Source organism: Streptomyces sp. NPDC020845, from assembly GCF_044334165.1.
GTDB lineage: Bacteria > Actinomycetota > Actinomycetes > Streptomycetales > Streptomycetaceae > Streptomyces.
Genome location: NZ_JBIRSJ010000005.1, coordinates 191,496 through 206,996, shown reverse-complemented (window position 1 = coordinate 206,996; position 15,501 = coordinate 191,496). Strand labels below are relative to the sequence as shown.

Here is a 15,501-nt window from a genome sequence, read left to right as displayed (position 1 = left end):
GTTTGGGCGCGCACCTCGTGCGGGTCCCAGGCCAGGCGTCCAGCCTTGACCTCGGGATGTGTCTCCTCGTGAAGGTGAAAGAACATGCCGACGTACGTCGCCTTGCTGAGCTGGACTGATCAAGGGGCCCAAAACTACAAAGACACCGCGAAGCGCGCCGAGACTTTCGGCTCAGCGGTGCACAAGCTCGGGGCCAAGCTTCTGAGCATCTACTGGACCATCGGTCCATACGACGTTGTGGCCGTCGTCGAGGCGCCTGACGACGAGACTGCCACGGCAGCGCTCCTGCAGCTGGGTGGGGTGGGCAACGTCCGTTCCACGACTCTGCGGGCCTTTGGCCGGGAGGAGATGGAGCGCATCATCGCCAAGGCGGCTGGCTGACGATCACGCTCGACCAGGCCTCGTACGTGCTCGGGTACGGCTTCGACGGGTGAGGTCTTGGTCTGACCGGTGAGCGGCACAGCCGACAGCCTCGTCGGGCGGCTGTGGAAGCGCAGTGGCGCGTAAGGGGCACGGCAGTGGAAACGGCGAAGGGCCAGTCCGGGAGGATCATCCTCCTGAGCTGGCCCTTTCTTCTGTGCCCCCGGGCAGATTCGAACTGCCGACACCCGCTTTAGGAGAGCGGTGCTCTATCCCCTGAGCTACGGAGGCGCGACGCTCTGCTCCCGCAGCGCGCACCGGCGTCAGTGTAGCGGTTGCGCCGTAGGGGGCGCAGGGCGCTGAGGTGTGGGGGTGCTGGTTGACCGCCGGTTGGCGGATTCTGGGCTGGAGGCAACCCCGTCCTGGCGTCATGGCGTTCACCATGTGTGAAAGACACGGTTCGGACAGGGGCGCCATGGCGAGGACACGACAGTGACGGGCGCGACGCCCGGCTTCGAGGAGTTCGTCGCCGCGCGCGGGCCTCGGCTGCTGAGGGTGGCCTGGCTGCTTACCGGGGATGCGCATCTGGCCGAGGATCTGCTGCAGACGGTGCTGGCCAAGGTGTGGCCGAAGTGGCGGCGGATCGCGGGGGAGAATCCGGAGGCGTACGTACGAAAGGCGCTGGTCAATACGCATGCCTCGTGGTGGCGGCGGCGCTGGCGTGGGGAGGTGCCGCACGACGAGGTGCCGGATACGCGGGCCGTGCCGGATCCGTTCGAGGGGGTGGATCTGGAGCAGTCGCTGGCGGCGGTGGTGCGGGGGCTGCCGGTGCGGCAGCGGGCGGTGGTGGTGCTGCGCTATTTCGAGGACCTGAGCGTCGAGGACACCGCCGATGTGCTGGGCTGCTCCACCGGCACGGTCAAGAGCCAGGCGTCCAAGGCGCTGCGTACCCTGCACGGGCTGCTGCCCGCCGCCGCGCTGGTGGAGGGTGGTGAGCGCCGTGGAGGGTGATGAGAGCCGCGACGCCCTCCGTGAGGCGGAGCTGCGGGTGCTGCTCGAACGGGGTGTGCCCCGCCTGCCCGCTCCCGCTCAGCGGATGCGGCGGGTCCAGCAGCTGGTGGTACGGCGACGGCGGCGGCGCGTGGCCGGGGCGGTCGGGGCCGCCGGGGTGGCTGGGGGAGTGGCCGCTGCCGTGACGCTGGGGGTGCTGGGGCATGCGCCGAGCGGGGGGTCCAGGGGGCACGGCGCCACTTATCAGGTGCCGGCCGCCTCGCCCACCGGTACCGGGTCTGATTTCCGCTACCCCGGGCTGGGCGGGCTGACCGTACGGCTGCCGGACGGCTGGAGCGGCCGCAGCGTATGGGGTGGGGAGGAGGCGGGCACGGTGGGGCTGGCCGGGAGCCGGCCCGCAGCCGTGGACGAGGAGGGGTGTGCGGCGGGGATCCAGCGCTACTGTCTGGCGTCGCACGAGCTGCGGCGCGGGGAAGGGCTGCTGGTCCTCCGGCTGGAGAGTAAGAAGGCTCTGGGCGCGACCGACCAGCGGGTGCCGCTGGTGGATACCCGGCCAGGGGACTCCTGCCGCCTCGCGGGCGGTACGCATGAGCTGCTGGGCTGGCGTGCTGCGGCGGGTGGGGTGAATGGGGTGGATGGGACCTCTGGGGCGGCGTCCGGGTCTGGGGTTGGGCCTGGGTCTGGTGTGGCGGCCAGGTCGGCCAAGTCGGTTGGGTCGGGCGGGGCGGCGGAGTCGTCTGGGGCGGGCGGGGCGGCCCAGCCGACCAGTTCGCCTGGGGCGTCCAGGCCGTCGAGGTCGTCCAAGTCGGCCGAGTCGTCCAGGCCGTCCAAGTCGGCCAAGCCGTCCGAGTCGTCCGAGCTGTCCACGCCGTCCGGGGCGCGGGGGGTGATCATCGCTTCCGCCTGCCTCAACCGGCCCTCCGCCGTCACCCTGAAGCAGGTCCGTTCCATACTCGGCTCCGCCGTCCCCGGCGGTAACGCGGACCCCACCTCCCCCCGCTGACCTACGACGCTCCCCCGAAGCGTGCGATGGGGTTCTCCAGCGTCCCGATCAGCTGGAGCGCCCCGGCCGGGTCCGCCAGGTCGAGCATCTGCTGGTTGTTCCGCAGCTGGAGCCGGTTCAGGCAGGACAGTGCGAAGTCGGGCGCGAACATGTCGTACCGCTCGAACTTCTCCGCCAGCTCCGGCACCGACGCCTGGTAGTCGGAGACGCACTCCGCCACCGTCCGCCAGAAGGTCTCCTCCTCCAGCAGGCCCTCGGCGACGAGGATGCCGCTGAGGAAGCGCAGGAAGCAGTCGAAGACATCGGTGAAGATCGACAGTAGCTTCTTGTCCTCCGGGACCTCCACCCGGATCCGCGTGACGGCCGGCGGAAGGACCGCGTCCGGGTCCATGACGGCGATTTCCTCGGCGATGTCCTTGAAGATCGCCCGCCGCACCGCGCCGTCCTCGATGACGAGGATGACGTTCTCGCCGTGCGGCATGAAGACCAGGTCGTACGCGTAGAAGCAGTGCAGCACCGGTCGCAGATACGCGTCCAGGTAGCGGCGCAGCCAGCGGGCGGGGGGTAGGCCGGACTCCTCGATGAGGGCGCTGGCGAAGGAGCCGCCGGCGGGGTCGGTGTGGAGGAGGGAGGCCATGGTGACCAGGCGCTGGCCCGGTTCGAGGGTGGGGACGGGGCTTTCGCGCCAGAGTGCGGCGAGCATCTTGCGGTACGGGGAGTACTTGTCGGTGGCGCGTTCGTACTGCCGGTGGTGGTAGCCGATGGCGGCGCGTTCGCGGATGATCGAGAAGCGGGCGGCGCGGAGGAGGTCGTCGCCGGCGATCAGGCCCGCGAGCCAGTCGTTGATGGCGGGGGTGGCCTCCATATAGGCGGCGGAGAGGCCGCGCATGAAGCCCATGTTGAGAACGGACAGGGCCGTTTTCACGTAGTGCTTGGCCGGGTCGTCGGTGTTGAAGAAGGTACGGATCGACTGCTGCGCGAGGTACGCGTCGTCGCCCGTGCCCAGGCACACCAGGCGCTGCTGGGCGAGCTCGGCGGCGAAGGTGACCGACAGCTTGTTCCACCACTGCCAGGGGTGGACGGGGATGAGGCGGTAGTCGGCCGGGTCGAGGCCGAGGCCGGCCAGGGTGTCGGCGAAGCGGGCCAGGGTGGCCTCACCCAGTTCGGCGCGGATCAGCCCGTCGTAGTCGAGGTCCGTGGAGGAGGTGAAGGTGGCGTGTTCGCGGTGCGCGGCCAGCCAGATCAGCTGGACGGGGCTCGCGGTCTCGGGGGCGTACGAGAGGTATTCGTGGACCCCGAAGCCCAGGCGGCCGTTGTTGGCGACGAAGCAGGGGTGGCCCTCGGTCATGCCGGTCTCGACCGTCTGGAAGTCGGACTTGGCGAGCTCGGCGGCGCTGACCGGCTCGCCGCTGAGCTTGTACGCGGTGCCGGAGAGGGTGGAGCTGATCTCTTCCAGATAGACGGGGAGGATCTGGTCGCCGAGTCCCAGCCGTCCGCGCAGCTCCAGGAAGAAGTCGAGCGCGTCGAGGGGGAGTTGGGAGCCGTCCCGGGTGTCGTGGCGGGTGATGGAGTCCGCCTCGACCATCCAGTGGTCCAGGGCCAGCAGGCGGGCCGCGAAGCGGTAGGTCACCGAGCCGTCGTCGCTGGTGACGGCGTAGTGGCCGGGGGTGTCGGGCAGGGGCTCGGGGGCGAGCAGGCGCTCATGGGAGAACTCGGCGAGCGCCTTGCGGACGAGGAGGCGGCCGGCCCGCTTCCAGAGGGCGGGGGTGAGATGGGCGACGGCGTCTCGGGGGCTCATCGGGGGGCTGCTCCTTGAACGGCTGCGTCGGCTGCGTCGGGTGTGGCGGGTGTGGCCGGTGTGTCGGATGTTGTGGGTGTGTTCGGTGTGTCCGGTGTGTCCGGTGTGGCGGGTGCGGCCTGTGCTGTGGCTGTGTCGGGTGCCGTCGCGGTCTTGCCGGAGGACGCGCCCGCCGTCGCCGCGCGGAATTGGGCGCGGGTGCAGAAGCTGAGGTACGCGTCCTTCTCCGGCTTGGCCACCGTGCCCGCGATCTCGAAGCCGACGGCCGCGTTGAGCCTGTGCACCGCCGTATTACGGACGTCGGGCTCGACCACGACGCGCCGGGTCGCCGGATCGGCGAAGAGGAACTCCATGACGGTGGTGATCACCGCCCGGGTGAACCCGTGCACCGGGGCGTCGGCCGGCGCGCACAGGAAGTGCATGCCGACATCGCCCTCCTGGGCGGGGTAGAGGCCCGCCAGCTCCACCCGGGCCGGGTCGTAGCGCTCGATGAGGAAGGCGGGGCGGCCCTCGTGGAGGCCGATGAAGGCGTCGTGGTGCGGATGCTCGGTGATCTTGCGGTACTCGAAGGCGACCTGCGCCACGTCGGCGTCCTGCATCAGCCAGAAGGACGCCTTGGGGTGGGTGACCCAGTGGTGCAGCAGCTCGGCGTCGGCGGCCGGGCCGAGGGGGCGTACGGAGAAGCGGCCGAGCGCCGCGTCGAGGTGGGTGAAGAGCGCCGTGGTCATCGCAGCGCCCCCTCTGGGGCCGCGAACTCCTGGAAGGCGATCGTCTTCTCGATGGGGTAGTGCTCGCGGCCCCCCAGCAGCTCGCGGATGATGCACGAGTTGCGGTAGGCGGCCATCCCGAGGTCGGGGGTGACGAAGCCGTGGGTGTGCAACTCGGCGTTCTGTACGTAGATCTCCCGCCCGGCGGTGGCGGTGTTGACGCTGTAGTCGCGGGCGACCGCGAAGCGCCCGGCCTCGTCCCAGGCGATGCGGTCTCGTACGGGCGCCAGGAACTCCGGCACCTGGTGGCGGTAGCCGGTGGCCAGGATCAGGCCCTGGGTGGTGAGGGTGAAGTCCTGGCCCTGCTCCTCCTGGCGCAGCCCGAGGGTGTACGTGCCCCCGACCGGGTCGCCGTCGGCCGCGTCGTATGACGCATGCCGCAGCGCGGTGTTGGTCATCAGCCGGGTCGGGCACGGGCCTCGCCGGTTCTTGATGTAGAGCAGATCGAAGATGGCGTTGATGAGATCGGAGTTGATCCCCTTGTAGAGGCTCTTCTGCGAGGTGTTCAGCCGTTCGCGGGTGTGCGCGGGCAGCCCGTAGAAGTAGTCCACGTACTCCGGGGAGGTCATCTCCAGCGTGAGCTTGGTGTATTCGAGCGGGAAGAAGCGGGGCGAGCGGGTGATCCAGTCGAGCCGGTAGCCGTGTGCGTCGATGTCCTGGAGCAGGTCGTAGTAGATCTCGGCGGCGCTCTGGCCGCTGCCCATGACGGTGATGCTCTCCTTCGCCTGGAGGGCTTCCTTGTGTTCCAGGTACCGGGAGTTGTGGATCAGGTCGCCGCCCAGGTCACGGCAGGCTTCGGGGACGTACGGCGGTGTCCCGGTGCCCAGCACCAGCCGCCCGGCCCGCCAGGTGTGGCGCTCACCGGTCGCGGTCTCGGTGGTGTGGACCACGTACCGGCCCTCGGCCTCGTCGTACTCGACGGAGGTGACCTCCTGGCCGAAGCGGACGGAGTCGAGCCGGGCGGCCACCCAGCGGCAGTAGTCGTTGAACTCCTCCCGCAGCGGATAGAAGCTCTCGCGGATGTAGAAGGAGTACAGGCGGCCGTTCTCCTTCAGGTAGTTGAGGAAGGAGTACGGGGAGGTGGGGTCGGCGAGGGTGACCAGGTCGGACATGAACGGCGTCTGGAGCGTGCTGCCCTCGAGGAACATCCCCGAGTGCCAGTCGAAGTCCGGCTTGCGCTCCAGGAACAGCCCGTTCAGCTCGTCGATCGGGTCGGTGAGCGCGGCCAGGCCGAGGTTGAAGGGGCCCAGGCCGATGGCGATGAAGTCGTATGAGTCGGGGGCGGGGGAAGACACGGTGGACACGTGGGTCTCCGGTGGGGTGGAAGGCGGTCAGCTGGCCCGGGCCCGGGTGAACTCCGGTTCGGCGGCGTGCGGGGAGGACGACAGGTACTGGTCGGCGTGGCCGGCGATCAGGTCGAGGACGTGGGCGATATCGCCGAGCGAGGTCTCGGGGTTGAGCAGCGTGAACTTCAGGTAGTGCGCCCCGTCCACGACCGTCCCGGCCACGACGGCCTCGCCGGAGGCGGCCAGCGCCTCGCGCGCGTACAGATTCGCCCGGTCCAGTAGTCCGGCGTCGAGCAGTGCGGCTGACGGCCCACCGGTGTAGCGGAAGACCAGCGTGCTCAGCTGCGGCCGGGTGACCACCTCGTACCGCGGATCGGCGTCCAGCAGCCGCCACGCCTCGGCCGCCCGGTCCACCACCTCGTCGAACAGCTTCCCGACGGCGTCCGCGCCCATGACCCGCAGCGTCAGCCACAGCTTGAGCGCGTCGAAGCGCCGGGTGGTCTGCAGCGACTTGTCCACCTGGTTGGGGATCAGCCGCTCCACGCTGTGGGCCGGGTTGAGGTAGTCGGCGTGGTACGTGGCGTGGCTGAGGGTCGTACGGTCGCGCACCAGGACCGCGCTGGAGCTGACCGGCTGGAAGAAGGACTTGTGGTAGTCGACGGTGACCGAGTCGGCGCGCTCGATGCCGTCGAGGAGGTGCCGGCGGCGCGGGGAGACCAGCAGGCCGCAGCCGTACGCCGCGTCGACGTGCAGCCAGGCCCCGGCCCGTGCGCACAGGTCGGCGATCTCGGGCAGCGGGTCGATGGAGCCGAAGTCGGTGGTCCCGGCGGTGGCCACGACCGCCATGACGACCAGGCCCTCGCGGCGGCAGCGGTCGAGTTCGCGGGCGAGCGCGACGGTGCGCATCCGCCGGTCCTGGTCGCAGGGCACGGCGATGACCGCCTCGTAGCCGAGCCCGAGGACGGCGGCTGCCTTGGCGATGGAGAAGTGGCTCGCCTGGGAGGCGAGGATGCGCAGCCGGGGCAGGATCTGTGGTTTGGTGAGCGGCGTCCCGGCCGCCGCCGTCTCCTTCTCCACCAGCTTGCAGGCCTCGTCGCGGGCGAGCAGCATCGCATGCAGATTGGACTGCGTCCCACCGCTGGTGAAGATGCCGTCCGCGGCCTCGCCGAGCCCGAGGCGCGCCGCCGTCCAGTCGATCAGGCGCCGTTCGATGAGCGTGCCGCCGGCGCTCTGGTCCCAGGTGTCCAGTGAGGAGTTGACGGCGGAGAGGATCGCCTCGCCGAGCAGCGCGGGGATGACCACGGGGCAGTTGAGGTGGGCGAGATAGCGGGGGTGGTGGAAGTAGACGGCGTCCTTCAGATAGACGCGTTCGAGCTCGTCGAGGGCGGCGGCCGGGTCGCCCAGCGGCCGTTCCAGGTCGATCCCGGTGATCTCGGGGGCGAGTTCGGCCGGGGTGACTCCGGTGAACGGGCGGGTGGTGCGGGCGACGGTGGAGGCCACCAGTCCGACGCCGTCGGACACTGACCGCCGATAGCGTTCCACCGTACGGTCGTTGAAGAGGTGGGCCCTGCCATCCGCCGCCCCGGGTATCGGCCCTGACGACGGGTCCTCAGCGGCGGGGTGCGCGAGGAGACTCACGGTCTGTCCCTTCTGGGTTGGGCTGCTTGCGGGCATGGGTGTGCCCTGGACACGGCATGGGTGTGCCCTGGACGGGGGTGCGGGCGTGCGGGAGTGACGAGCGGTGCGGGGGTGGTTGAGCGGTGCGGGGTGCCTGGTGCTGTGGTGCTGGTGTGCCGCTGGTTCTGCGCTGGTCAGTCGTCGTCCGACGCTGGGCCGGTGCCGCTCACGGCCTCCTCGACGAGCTGGTCGTCGGTCGCGCCCAGCCGCCAGTAGCCGGTGAAGGTGACCGCCTTGCGGTCGTAGCCGCGCTCGCGTACGAGGTGGCGGCGCAGTGCGCGGACCGTACCGGCCTCGCCCGCGATCCAGGCGTACGGGGTGCCCTCGGGGAGCGCCGCGTCGCGTACGCCGTCCAGGAGGAGGGCCGAGCGCGGGGCGGTGGGGTCGGCGCCGTCGCGGACCAGCCAGACGATCTCGGCGTCCGCATCGGTGGGCAGTTGCTGCAGGTCCTCGGCGTGCTGCACCTCGATCCAGACCTTGGCCCCGATGCCGGCGGGCAGCCACTCCAGGATTCCGGCGACGGCGGGCAGCGCGGTCTCGTCGGCGGCGATGAGCACCCAGTCGGTGCCGGGCGGCGGGCGGAAGTCGACGCCGCCGTTGTCGGGGGCGACCGGGCCGAGGAGCATGGCGCGGTCACCGGGCCGGGCGCGCACGGCCCAGCGGGAGGCCGGACCGCCGGCCGGACCGCCCGACGCATCAGCGCCGGTCGGGTCGGCGCCGTGCAGCGCGAAGTCCACGTCGACCTCTTCGGGTTCGCGCCGCTGCTCGCGCACGGTGTACGAGCGCATGACGGCCCGTACGGCGGGGTCCATGGCCCGCCACACCGGGAACCACTCCTCGCCCGCCTCGACCGGCACGATGGGGGCGTCCTGGTGGGGGTGCGGCAGGAACAGCTTGAAGCGCTGGTCACGGCCGCCGGAGGCGAAGTCCTTCAGGGTGTCGCCGCCGAAGGTGATCCGCACCATGGACGGTCCGAGGACCTGTGTGCGGACGACCCGTACGTCGAAGAAGCGGAACGGGACGGAGGCGGGGGACGGGGACGGGGTCTCGACTGATGCGGTGGAGGTGTGGGGGGTGGCGGCGGTGGTCATGGGAGCGGTCTCTTCCCTTCGCTTGCCCTGCCTGGTCAGCTGACCTTCTGCGCGTCCTGGATGGCCTTGGTGAGGGCTTCGATATGCGGTGCGGCGCCCGCGTACGAGAAGCGCGGCTCGCTGCTCCAGGGGACGATCTGGCCGGCCTTGACCGCGGGGAGCTTGGACCAGGTCGGCTTGGCGGTCAGGTCCTTGGGCTGCAAGGTGGCGGTGCGGTTGTCGAGGAACAGCAGATCGGCACCGTACTTGTCGGCGTTCTCCCAGCTCAGGCTCTCGAAGTAGCCGCCCTTGTCGGTCTTCTGCGGGACGACGAAGTCGACGCCGAGCTCGCGGAAGTAGATCAGATCGGCGTTGACCGACGGGCTGGAGACATAGAAGAGGTCGGCACTGGCGGAGCAGGCCAGGACTTTGATCTTCTTCGACTTGACGGTCTTGCGCAGCGTCTCGGCGGCGGCCTCGAAGCGAGCCTTGGCGTCGGTGACCTTCTTGGCGTTGAGGTCGGCGCCGAGGGCGGCGGCGAGTTCGGCGTAGCGCTTGATGGGCTCGACCATGGAGACCCGGCCGGTGGTGAGGGCGGCGCTGGGGGCCAGGGCGAGGATCTTGTTCTTGGAGTCGTCCGGGACGTAGAACAGGGCGCCCGGGTCGTACATGTTGGTGATCAGCAGCTGCGGGTTGAGCGAGGCGTACTTCTCGACGTTGAACTGGCCCCAGGCGCTGCCGAGGATGGTCACCTTGTCGACGTCGATGTCCCCGGCCTGCACGTCCGGCTTGCCGTTCTTCAGCTTGGTCGGGCCGAAGACGCCGACGATCTGGTCGTCGATGCCGAAGTCGTACAGCGCGGCCGCCGAGCCGATGTACGCGACGATGCGCTCGGGGCGGCCGCCGAGGTCGATCTTCGTCTTGCGGTCGTCGGTGAACGACCAGGACCCGCCGCCGCTTTTGCCCTCCTTGCCCGAGGACCCCGAGCCGTCCTTGCTGCCGCACGCGGTGACGAGGGCGCCGAGTCCGGCGAGGCCGCCGGCGGCCAGCAGACCGCGGCGGGAGAGGGGGAGGGCTCTGGGGTGGGGCATGGGACGCCTCTCTCGATGCGTACGGGGGCAGCCACGGACATCGCCCGAGGTCATAGTTAGGTTAGCCTAACCAACCTTGATGTCCAGTGGGCAGGGGCCCGAGGCGGTACGCATCACATGCGGCGCGTCAGGGGTACGTCGGAAATTCGTGCAGAGGCCCGTCAGGGGTCCGTCAGAGGTCGAGGACGAGGCGGCGGCCGCGGCAGCGCGAGACGCAGATCATCATCGATTCGCCCAACTCCCGCTCCTCGTCGGTGAGTACGGAATCCCGGTGGTCCACCTCGCCCTCGACGACATCGGTCTCACACGTCCCGCACGTCCCTTCCCCGCACGAGTACAGAACCGAAACCCCCGCCGCCTCGACCGTCCGCAGCACGCTCCGCTCCGGCGGCACGGTCAGGGTCAGCCCGGAGCGGGCGAGGACCAACTCGAAGGATCCGGCCTTGGCTTGGGGGCCGTCCGCTGTCTCGGGGCCCGCGATTTCCGTACGGGGCTGGAAGCGCTCGGTGCGCAACGAGCCGGAGGGCCAGGCGCGGCAGCGCTCCTCGGCCGCCCGCAGCAGCGGCTCGGGGCCACAGCAGTAGACGAGGGTGTGCGGGGTGTCCGGGTTGTTCGGGGTGTTCGGGGCTTCCGGGGTGGGCGCGGCGAGGAAGGACGCGAGGTCGAGCAGGCCCGACTCGTCCTGCGGAACGAGCCGTACCTTCGGCCCGTAGCGGTCGGCGAGTTGGCCGGCGAAGGCCATCGAGGCGCGGGTCCGCCCTCCGTACAGCAGCGTCCAGTCGGCACCCGCCGCCTCGGCCGCGGCCGTCATCGGGACCAGCGGCGTGATCCCGATGCCGCCTGCGATAAAGAGGTAGCGGGCGGCGGGGCGCAGCGCGAAGCGGTTACGCGGGCCGCGCACTTGGACGGCGGCGCCCTCGGTGAGGGCTTCGTGGACGTACGCGGATCCGCCGCGTCCGTCGGGGGCGCGCTGCACCGCGATCTGCCAGCGGGCGCGGTCGGCGGGATCGCCGCACAGCGAGTACTGACGGGTCAGGGACTCGCCGAGGAGGAGGTCGATATGCGCGCCGGGCTGCCAGGCGGGCAGTTCGCGGCCGGTGGGGTGGCGAAGGGTGAGGATGACGACGTCGGTCGCGGCGTCGGCTCTGCCGGTGACGACGAGGGTGTCGGTGAACTCGCCCTCCGGGCCTGCCGATGGCCGCGAGGGGACGGTGGTGAGGCCGTCGTGGCCCGTGGGGTGGGCCAGCATCCACTTCCACAGCTCCACCGGGTCCTCCGCCGAGCGCTCGGCGCCGCAGTGGCAGACGCCGTGCAGAAGGTCGGTGCCCGGCAGCCAGTCGATCCGGTAGACCTCGGCGGTGGGCGGGCCGCTCATCGCCCGGTCACCGAGGCGGATGCGGCGGGTGCGCCGGGTGCGCCGGGTGTGCTGGGAGAGGCAGGCTGGGTGGCGTCCAGGGCGGCGACCGGGCGCTCGCCCTCGCCCGCGCCCTCGGCGGCGAGGCGGGCGAGGATACGGCGCGCGGCGAGGCCGCCGGTGTCGATGTTGATGCTGAGCTCCTGATAGTCCTCGGGCTCGGTGTCCAGGGCCCGCTGCAGCAGGTTCAGCGCGTCGACGTCCTGCATGACCACGGTGCGGTTGAAGTCGTGGAGGAACGTGGTGACGTCCTCGTCGTCCTGCGCGAAGTCCCGTGAGACGGCCCAGAAGTCGTACACGGAGTGCTCCGTGGACGGTGTGATCGCGTACGTGATCTCGACATGGAAGGCGTTGGAGTCGTCGCCGTCCGGCCCGGGCAGCACGCCGACCGGGGCGATGCGGCTGTGCAGCAGATACAGACAGGGGGCGTGGTATTCGATGTCCTGCCAGCGGGTGATGCGGCCCTCGATGCCGGTGGAGCGGGCGTAGAAGGGCGGACACTCAGCGTCGTCCATGTGCCGGCTCACCCGCACCACCCCCGCGCCCTCGTCGACGGTGGTGGTGATGGGGGTCTCGGCGACCTCGGGGGTGCCGATGTAGCCGCCGTGCAGATACGTCTCGTGGGACAGGTCCATCAGGTTGTCCACGAGCAGCCCGTAGTCCGCGTCGATCGGCTCCATGCCGCCGACGGTCGTCCAGCGCGGGTCGGCCAGCCACGGCGCGCGCGGTACGGCGGTGGGGTCGGCCGACTTGGGGTCGCCGATCCACACCCACACCAGGGAGTCCTGCTCCACGACCGGGTACGAGGCGACCCGGGCGGTGCGCGGGATGCGCTTCTGGCCGGGGACGAAGACGCAGGTGCCGGTGGTGTCGTAGGTGAAGCCGTGGTAGCCGCAGACGACGCGGTCGCCGTCGAGCCGACTGGCCGACAGCGGATAGCGGCGGTGGACGCAGCGGTCATGGAGGGCGACGACCGCCCCGTCGGACTCGCTGCGGTAGAAGGCGATGGGCTCGCCGAGGATGGTGCGGCCGAGCAGTTCGCGGCCGATCTCGCGTCCGTAGGCGGCGACGTACCACTGATTCCGTGCGAATGCGGTCATGGCATCAGCGTGGTGACGTGCGTCACGTACGGGCAACGGCCCTTCCGCTGGGTGGAAGGGCCGTTGGGCGGAGACAGGGGGGCGACAGGGCCTGCGGGGCCTTCGGGGCTTACGGAGGGTCAGCCGAACTGCCAGAAGACCGAGTTGTCCAGCGTCACCAGGGTGATCAGCAGGACCACATCGGCGACCCCGAGGGCGAGGCCGAGCAGGGCCCGGCCGCGGCGCTGGGTCTGCCGGGCGATCGCCAGTGCGCCCAGGACGATCGCGCACGGTCCGAAGACGGCGTTGAAGAGCAGCAGTCCGATCAGGCCGAGGACGAACGAGGCCACGGCCATGCCGTCGGCGTCCCGGCGCCGCGCGGCCGACGGGGCGGCCGAGGGGGTGGCCGACGGGGTGTTGGTGGTGGGTGCGGTCAGTGCCATGGGTCAGCTCTCCTTGTGCCCGGCGCGTTCGCGGATGAAGAAGATCAACAGCCAGGTGGCGATGGCGGCGGACGCGGTGAGGAAGATCGGGAGCGGGGTGTGGGCCGCCGCTCCCAGAAGGATCCCCACCAGGGCGAGAGCCGCGACGATGAAGAGCATGGGTGCCTCTCTCGGGAGCCGGATCTGAGGTGCGGATGGCGTGCGGGTGCAGCTTCAGTGAACACTTGAGATGACAACTGTTCACTGACTTCAGGATACCCCTGCACACCGCTGGAAAAAGTCGGCGAACGGTTGTTTACTGAATGACATGAGTCACACCCTCGGGGTCCGGCAGGCCCAGAAGCAGAAGACCCGGCGGGCGCTCCTGGACGCGGGGCTGCGGCTGCTGGAGGACCAGAGCCTCAGCAGCCTGGGCCTGCGCGAGGTGACGCGCGTGGTGGGTGTGGCTCCGGCCGCCTTCTACCGGCACTTCCGCGATATGAGCGACCTCGGCGTGGCGCTCGTGGAGGAGTCCCTGGGCAGCCTGCACGGGGTGGTCCGGGTGATCCTCGCCGAGCGGGACGGGGACGAGCAGCTGATCGACGCCACCGTCGAGGCCGTCGCCGAGCTGGTGCGTGGCTATCCGGCGCATATCCGCTTCATCGCGCGCGAGCGCCACGGCGGTGTACGGCCCGTACGGGAGGCGATAGCCGCCGAGCTGAGTCGTTTCGCCGACGAGGTCGCCGAGGCGTTCGCCCCGCAGCTCACGGCGGAGGGCTGGTCGCTGGAGGACGTCCGGATGCTGGCCGAGCTGTATGTGGACCATATGGTGATGACCGCGACAGCGTTCCTGGAGGCCCAGCCCGGTGAGCCGTCCGGTGATCAGTCCGGTGAGCCGTCCGGTGAGCCGTCCGGGGCCCAGCCCGGCGATCCCGGAGCTCGGCCAGGCGATCAGCCCGAGGCTCAGCCGGCACAGCCCGGCGAAGGGGCCGGCGACCCCGAGGCCGTACGGCGGGTGGCGGCCACCGCTCGCAGGCAGCTGCTGCTGATCAGCCTTGGCCGCCGCCACTGGCGTACCGGGTGATCTCCACGCGGTAGTCGCCCCGGGCGTCGCGCCCGGTGACCCGGACCCGGACGCCGGTGCCCTGCGCGCCGCCGGTGAAGGTCTTGCCGGGGGCGAAGGCCGCGTCGCTCAGCCCAGGGTGCACATTGTGCTCGTCCGTACAGCCGCCGCTGCCCGGGGTGCTGTCCACGACGGTGATCGGTCCCTGGCCTGAGTCGATGCGGGTGTCCACCCAGGAGACCAGGACGCCGGCCTTGCAGACCGCTTCGTCGTTGCCCTTGTTGGTGCGGGCCTCCACGGCGTACCCGGCGTACTTCGAGACCGGGACGAAGATCAGCTTGGTTCCGCCCCGCCGGCCGAGCGGGCTCAGGGTGCGCCGTGTGATGCCGGGGCGGGCGATGCACTCGACCTGCCCCGTGCCGAGCCAGCCGAGCTTCCACTTGTGCCAGGCCAGCAGGTCGTTTCCGACGCCCCAGTCCTCGGACATCACGTCCCAGTGGCCCGCGCTGTCCCCGCCGTGCCTGGTGTAGAGGTCGGGGAGCCCGAAGACATGGCCGTTCTCGTGCGGGAGCACGCGGTAGCCGGTCTTCGCGAGGGTGCCGGAGCCGTCGTCCTGGCGGCTGTAGACGAAGGAGACATTGGCCAGGGGCACGCCGTCGGCGACGGGCGCGCGCTGGTTGTCGGCGTAGGTGACGGACAGCACGGCGCGTGCGGCGGGCGGTCCGGCGTTGGGCGTGACCAGGACGTTGACCAGGTCGTAGCGGCCGAAGTCGACATGCGGGTCGGCGGCCTTGGCGATGTCCGCGACCAGCTTGCGGTAGCCCGGTTCGAAGGGGCTGCCGCGCTTGATGCCGTAGCTGCGGAAGGTGTGGGGCATCCGCAGCCAGTGGTTGATCGGGGTCGCGGGCCGGTACTTCAGCCGGCCGTACGAGCTGCGCTTGAACCACCGCGAGGTCTGCGGGAAGAACTCCGCGTAGCGCTTGCGGGCGGTGCCCTGGCCCTTGACGTCCGGGAAGTCGATCATGAGGGTGAGGGCCTTGACCGTCCCGGTGCTGCGGACGTAGCCGTGCCCGGTCGGCAGTCCCTCGGTCATCTGCAGCCTCTTGACGGGGGCCAGCGCGCAGGGCGCGAGGGCGGCGCCGTACGCCGGATTGGCCGACAGCGCCGGGGCGCGTACGGGGCGGGCGGGGGCGGAGGGCGGGCTGGGGACCGCCGCCGGGGTGGCCGCCGCGGCCAGCGTGACCAGGGCGGCCACGGCGAAGGCGCTGCCCCGGCGGGGCCTGCGTATTCGGTGGCGCGCGCGGTGGCGCATACGCTGGGGTATCCGGTGGCGCGCTCGATGGCGAGCTCGGCCACGCGCTCGACGGCGGGGCGTTTCGCCCGAGCGCTTGCCGGTTGTCTCGCCCGAGTGCTTCCGGGGCGTCTCGCGTGAGTGCTTCATGGCGAGTCCACCGTGTGGC

14 protein-coding genes, 1 tRNA gene and 1 pseudogene are annotated in these 15,501 nt (G+C 70.7%); 4 read left to right on the top strand and 12 right to left on the bottom strand.

The window, feature by feature from the left end:
* Nucleotides 1-84: 84 nt before the first annotated feature.
* The gene (locus ACH4U7_RS13915; RefSeq protein WP_398528176.1) at nt 85-381 is read left to right on the top strand and encodes a GYD domain-containing protein; all 297 of its coding nucleotides are present in this window, start codon (nt 85-87) and stop codon (nt 379-381) included.
* A 197-nt stretch (nt 382-578) separates the two neighbouring features.
* On the opposite strand, the gene ACH4U7_RS13910 is transcribed toward ACH4U7_RS13915, so the two are convergent.
* Nucleotides 579-651: transfer RNA gene (locus tag ACH4U7_RS13910), tRNA-Arg, on the bottom strand.
* A 201-nt stretch (nt 652-852) separates the two neighbouring features.
* Between ACH4U7_RS13910 and ACH4U7_RS13905 the strand changes: the two genes are divergently transcribed.
* Both ACH4U7_RS13905 and ACH4U7_RS13900 read left to right on the top strand, forming a co-directional pair.
* Nucleotides 853-1,371 (top strand): SigE family RNA polymerase sigma factor, encoded by a 519-nt coding sequence (locus ACH4U7_RS13905; protein WP_398528175.1) that lies wholly within the window; start codon nt 853-855, stop codon nt 1,369-1,371.
* A complete protein-coding gene (locus ACH4U7_RS13900) occupies nt 1,352-2,374 on the top strand; it encodes a hypothetical protein (protein WP_398528174.1) in 1,023 nt (340 codons plus the stop codon). The genes ACH4U7_RS13905 and ACH4U7_RS13900 overlap by 20 nt, the downstream gene beginning before the upstream one ends.
* A 1-nt stretch (nt 2,375) precedes the next feature.
* Here ACH4U7_RS13900 and ACH4U7_RS13895 read toward each other — a convergent pair whose 3' ends face one another.
* The 10 genes and pseudogenes from ACH4U7_RS13895 to ACH4U7_RS13850 form a co-directional block, all read right to left on the bottom strand.
* On the bottom strand, nt 2,376-4,172 hold the full coding sequence (locus tag ACH4U7_RS13895; protein ID WP_398528173.1) for an IucA/IucC family protein: 1,797 nt from the start codon (nt 4,170-4,172) through the stop codon (nt 2,376-2,378).
* Between the two features lie 167 nt (nt 4,173-4,339).
* Nucleotides 4,340-4,900 (bottom strand): annotated as a pseudogene (locus tag ACH4U7_RS13890) (GNAT family N-acetyltransferase); the annotation flags it as partial.
* A complete protein-coding gene (locus tag ACH4U7_RS13885; RefSeq protein ID WP_398528172.1) occupies nt 4,897-6,243 on the bottom strand; it encodes a lysine N(6)-hydroxylase/L-ornithine N(5)-oxygenase family protein in 1,347 nt (448 codons plus the stop codon). The gene ACH4U7_RS13885 and the pseudogene ACH4U7_RS13890, both read right to left, overlap by 4 nt.
* Before the next feature lie 27 nt (nt 6,244-6,270).
* A complete protein-coding gene (locus ACH4U7_RS13880; RefSeq protein ID WP_398528171.1) occupies nt 6,271-7,863 on the bottom strand; it encodes a pyridoxal phosphate-dependent decarboxylase family protein in 1,593 nt (530 codons plus the stop codon).
* A 173-nt stretch (nt 7,864-8,036) separates the two neighbouring features.
* Entirely contained in the window at nt 8,037-8,993 is a 957-nt protein-coding gene (locus tag ACH4U7_RS13875) for a siderophore-interacting protein (RefSeq protein ID WP_398528170.1), read from the bottom strand.
* 35 nt (nt 8,994-9,028) lie between these two features.
* Complete coding sequence (locus ACH4U7_RS13870; protein ID WP_398528169.1) at nt 9,029-10,063, bottom strand: ABC transporter substrate-binding protein; 1,035 nt, start codon at nt 10,061-10,063, stop codon at nt 9,029-9,031.
* A 172-nt stretch (nt 10,064-10,235) separates the two neighbouring features.
* Nucleotides 10,236-11,312 carry a PDR/VanB family oxidoreductase gene (locus ACH4U7_RS13865; protein ID WP_398528519.1) on the bottom strand — a complete coding sequence of 359 codons (1,077 nt, stop codon included), beginning with the start codon at nt 11,310-11,312 and terminating at the stop codon, nt 10,236-10,238.
* Nucleotides 11,313-11,434: 122 nt separating this feature from the next.
* Nucleotides 11,435-12,577: a Rieske 2Fe-2S domain-containing protein gene (locus ACH4U7_RS13860; protein WP_398528168.1), complete on the bottom strand. Its 1,143-nt coding sequence runs from the start codon at nt 12,575-12,577 to the stop codon at nt 11,435-11,437.
* A 119-nt stretch (nt 12,578-12,696) separates the two neighbouring features.
* Nucleotides 12,697-12,999: a DUF4190 domain-containing protein gene (locus tag ACH4U7_RS13855; RefSeq protein WP_398528167.1), complete on the bottom strand. Its 303-nt coding sequence runs from the start codon at nt 12,997-12,999 to the stop codon at nt 12,697-12,699.
* 3 nt (nt 13,000-13,002) lie between these two features.
* Entirely contained in the window at nt 13,003-13,158 is a 156-nt protein-coding gene (locus tag ACH4U7_RS13850; RefSeq protein WP_398528166.1) for a hypothetical protein, read from the bottom strand.
* 148 nt (nt 13,159-13,306) lie between these two features.
* On the opposite strand from ACH4U7_RS13850, the gene ACH4U7_RS13845 reads away from it, so the two are divergent.
* The gene (locus tag ACH4U7_RS13845) at nt 13,307-14,062 is read left to right on the top strand and encodes a TetR family transcriptional regulator (RefSeq protein WP_398528165.1); all 756 of its coding nucleotides are present in this window, start codon (nt 13,307-13,309) and stop codon (nt 14,060-14,062) included.
* Here the strand turns inward: ACH4U7_RS13845 and ACH4U7_RS13840 are convergent.
* Nucleotides 14,028-15,353, bottom strand: a complete 1,326-nt coding sequence (locus ACH4U7_RS13840; RefSeq protein WP_398528164.1) for a M6 family metalloprotease domain-containing protein — start codon at nt 15,351-15,353, stop codon at nt 14,028-14,030. The genes ACH4U7_RS13845 and ACH4U7_RS13840 overlap by 35 nt on opposite strands.
* Nucleotides 15,354-15,501: the final 148 nt, after the last annotated feature.

Bases quoted from the DNA above. Each gene is read 5' to 3' on its own strand.
- ACH4U7_RS13915 (WP_398528176.1), top strand. From the start codon at position 85: ATGCCGACGTACGTCGCCTTGCTGAGCTGGACTGATCAAGGGGCCCAA.
- ACH4U7_RS13870 (WP_398528169.1), bottom strand. From the start codon at position 10,063: ATGCCCCACCCCAGAGCCCTCCCCCTCTCCCGCCGCGGTCTGCTGGCC.
- ACH4U7_RS13860 (WP_398528168.1), bottom strand. From the start codon at position 12,577: ATGACCGCATTCGCACGGAATCAGTGGTACGTCGCCGCCTACGGACGC.
- ACH4U7_RS13840 (WP_398528164.1), bottom strand. From the start codon at position 15,353: ATGCGCCACCGCGCGCGCCACCGAATACGCAGGCCCCGCCGGGGCAGC.
- ACH4U7_RS13895 (WP_398528173.1), bottom strand. From the start codon at position 4,172: ATGAGCCCCCGAGACGCCGTCGCCCATCTCACCCCCGCCCTCTGGAAG.
- ACH4U7_RS13865 (WP_398528519.1), bottom strand. From the start codon at position 11,312: ATGCTGGCCCACCCCACGGGCCACGACGGCCTCACCACCGTCCCCTCG.
- ACH4U7_RS13850 (WP_398528166.1), bottom strand. From the start codon at position 13,158: ATGCTCTTCATCGTCGCGGCTCTCGCCCTGGTGGGGATCCTTCTGGGA.
- ACH4U7_RS13875 (WP_398528170.1), bottom strand. From the start codon at position 8,993: ATGACCACCGCCGCCACCCCCCACACCTCCACCGCATCAGTCGAGACC.
- ACH4U7_RS13855 (WP_398528167.1), bottom strand. From the start codon at position 12,999: ATGGCACTGACCGCACCCACCACCAACACCCCGTCGGCCACCCCCTCG.
- ACH4U7_RS13845 (WP_398528165.1), top strand. From the start codon at position 13,307: ATGAGTCACACCCTCGGGGTCCGGCAGGCCCAGAAGCAGAAGACCCGG.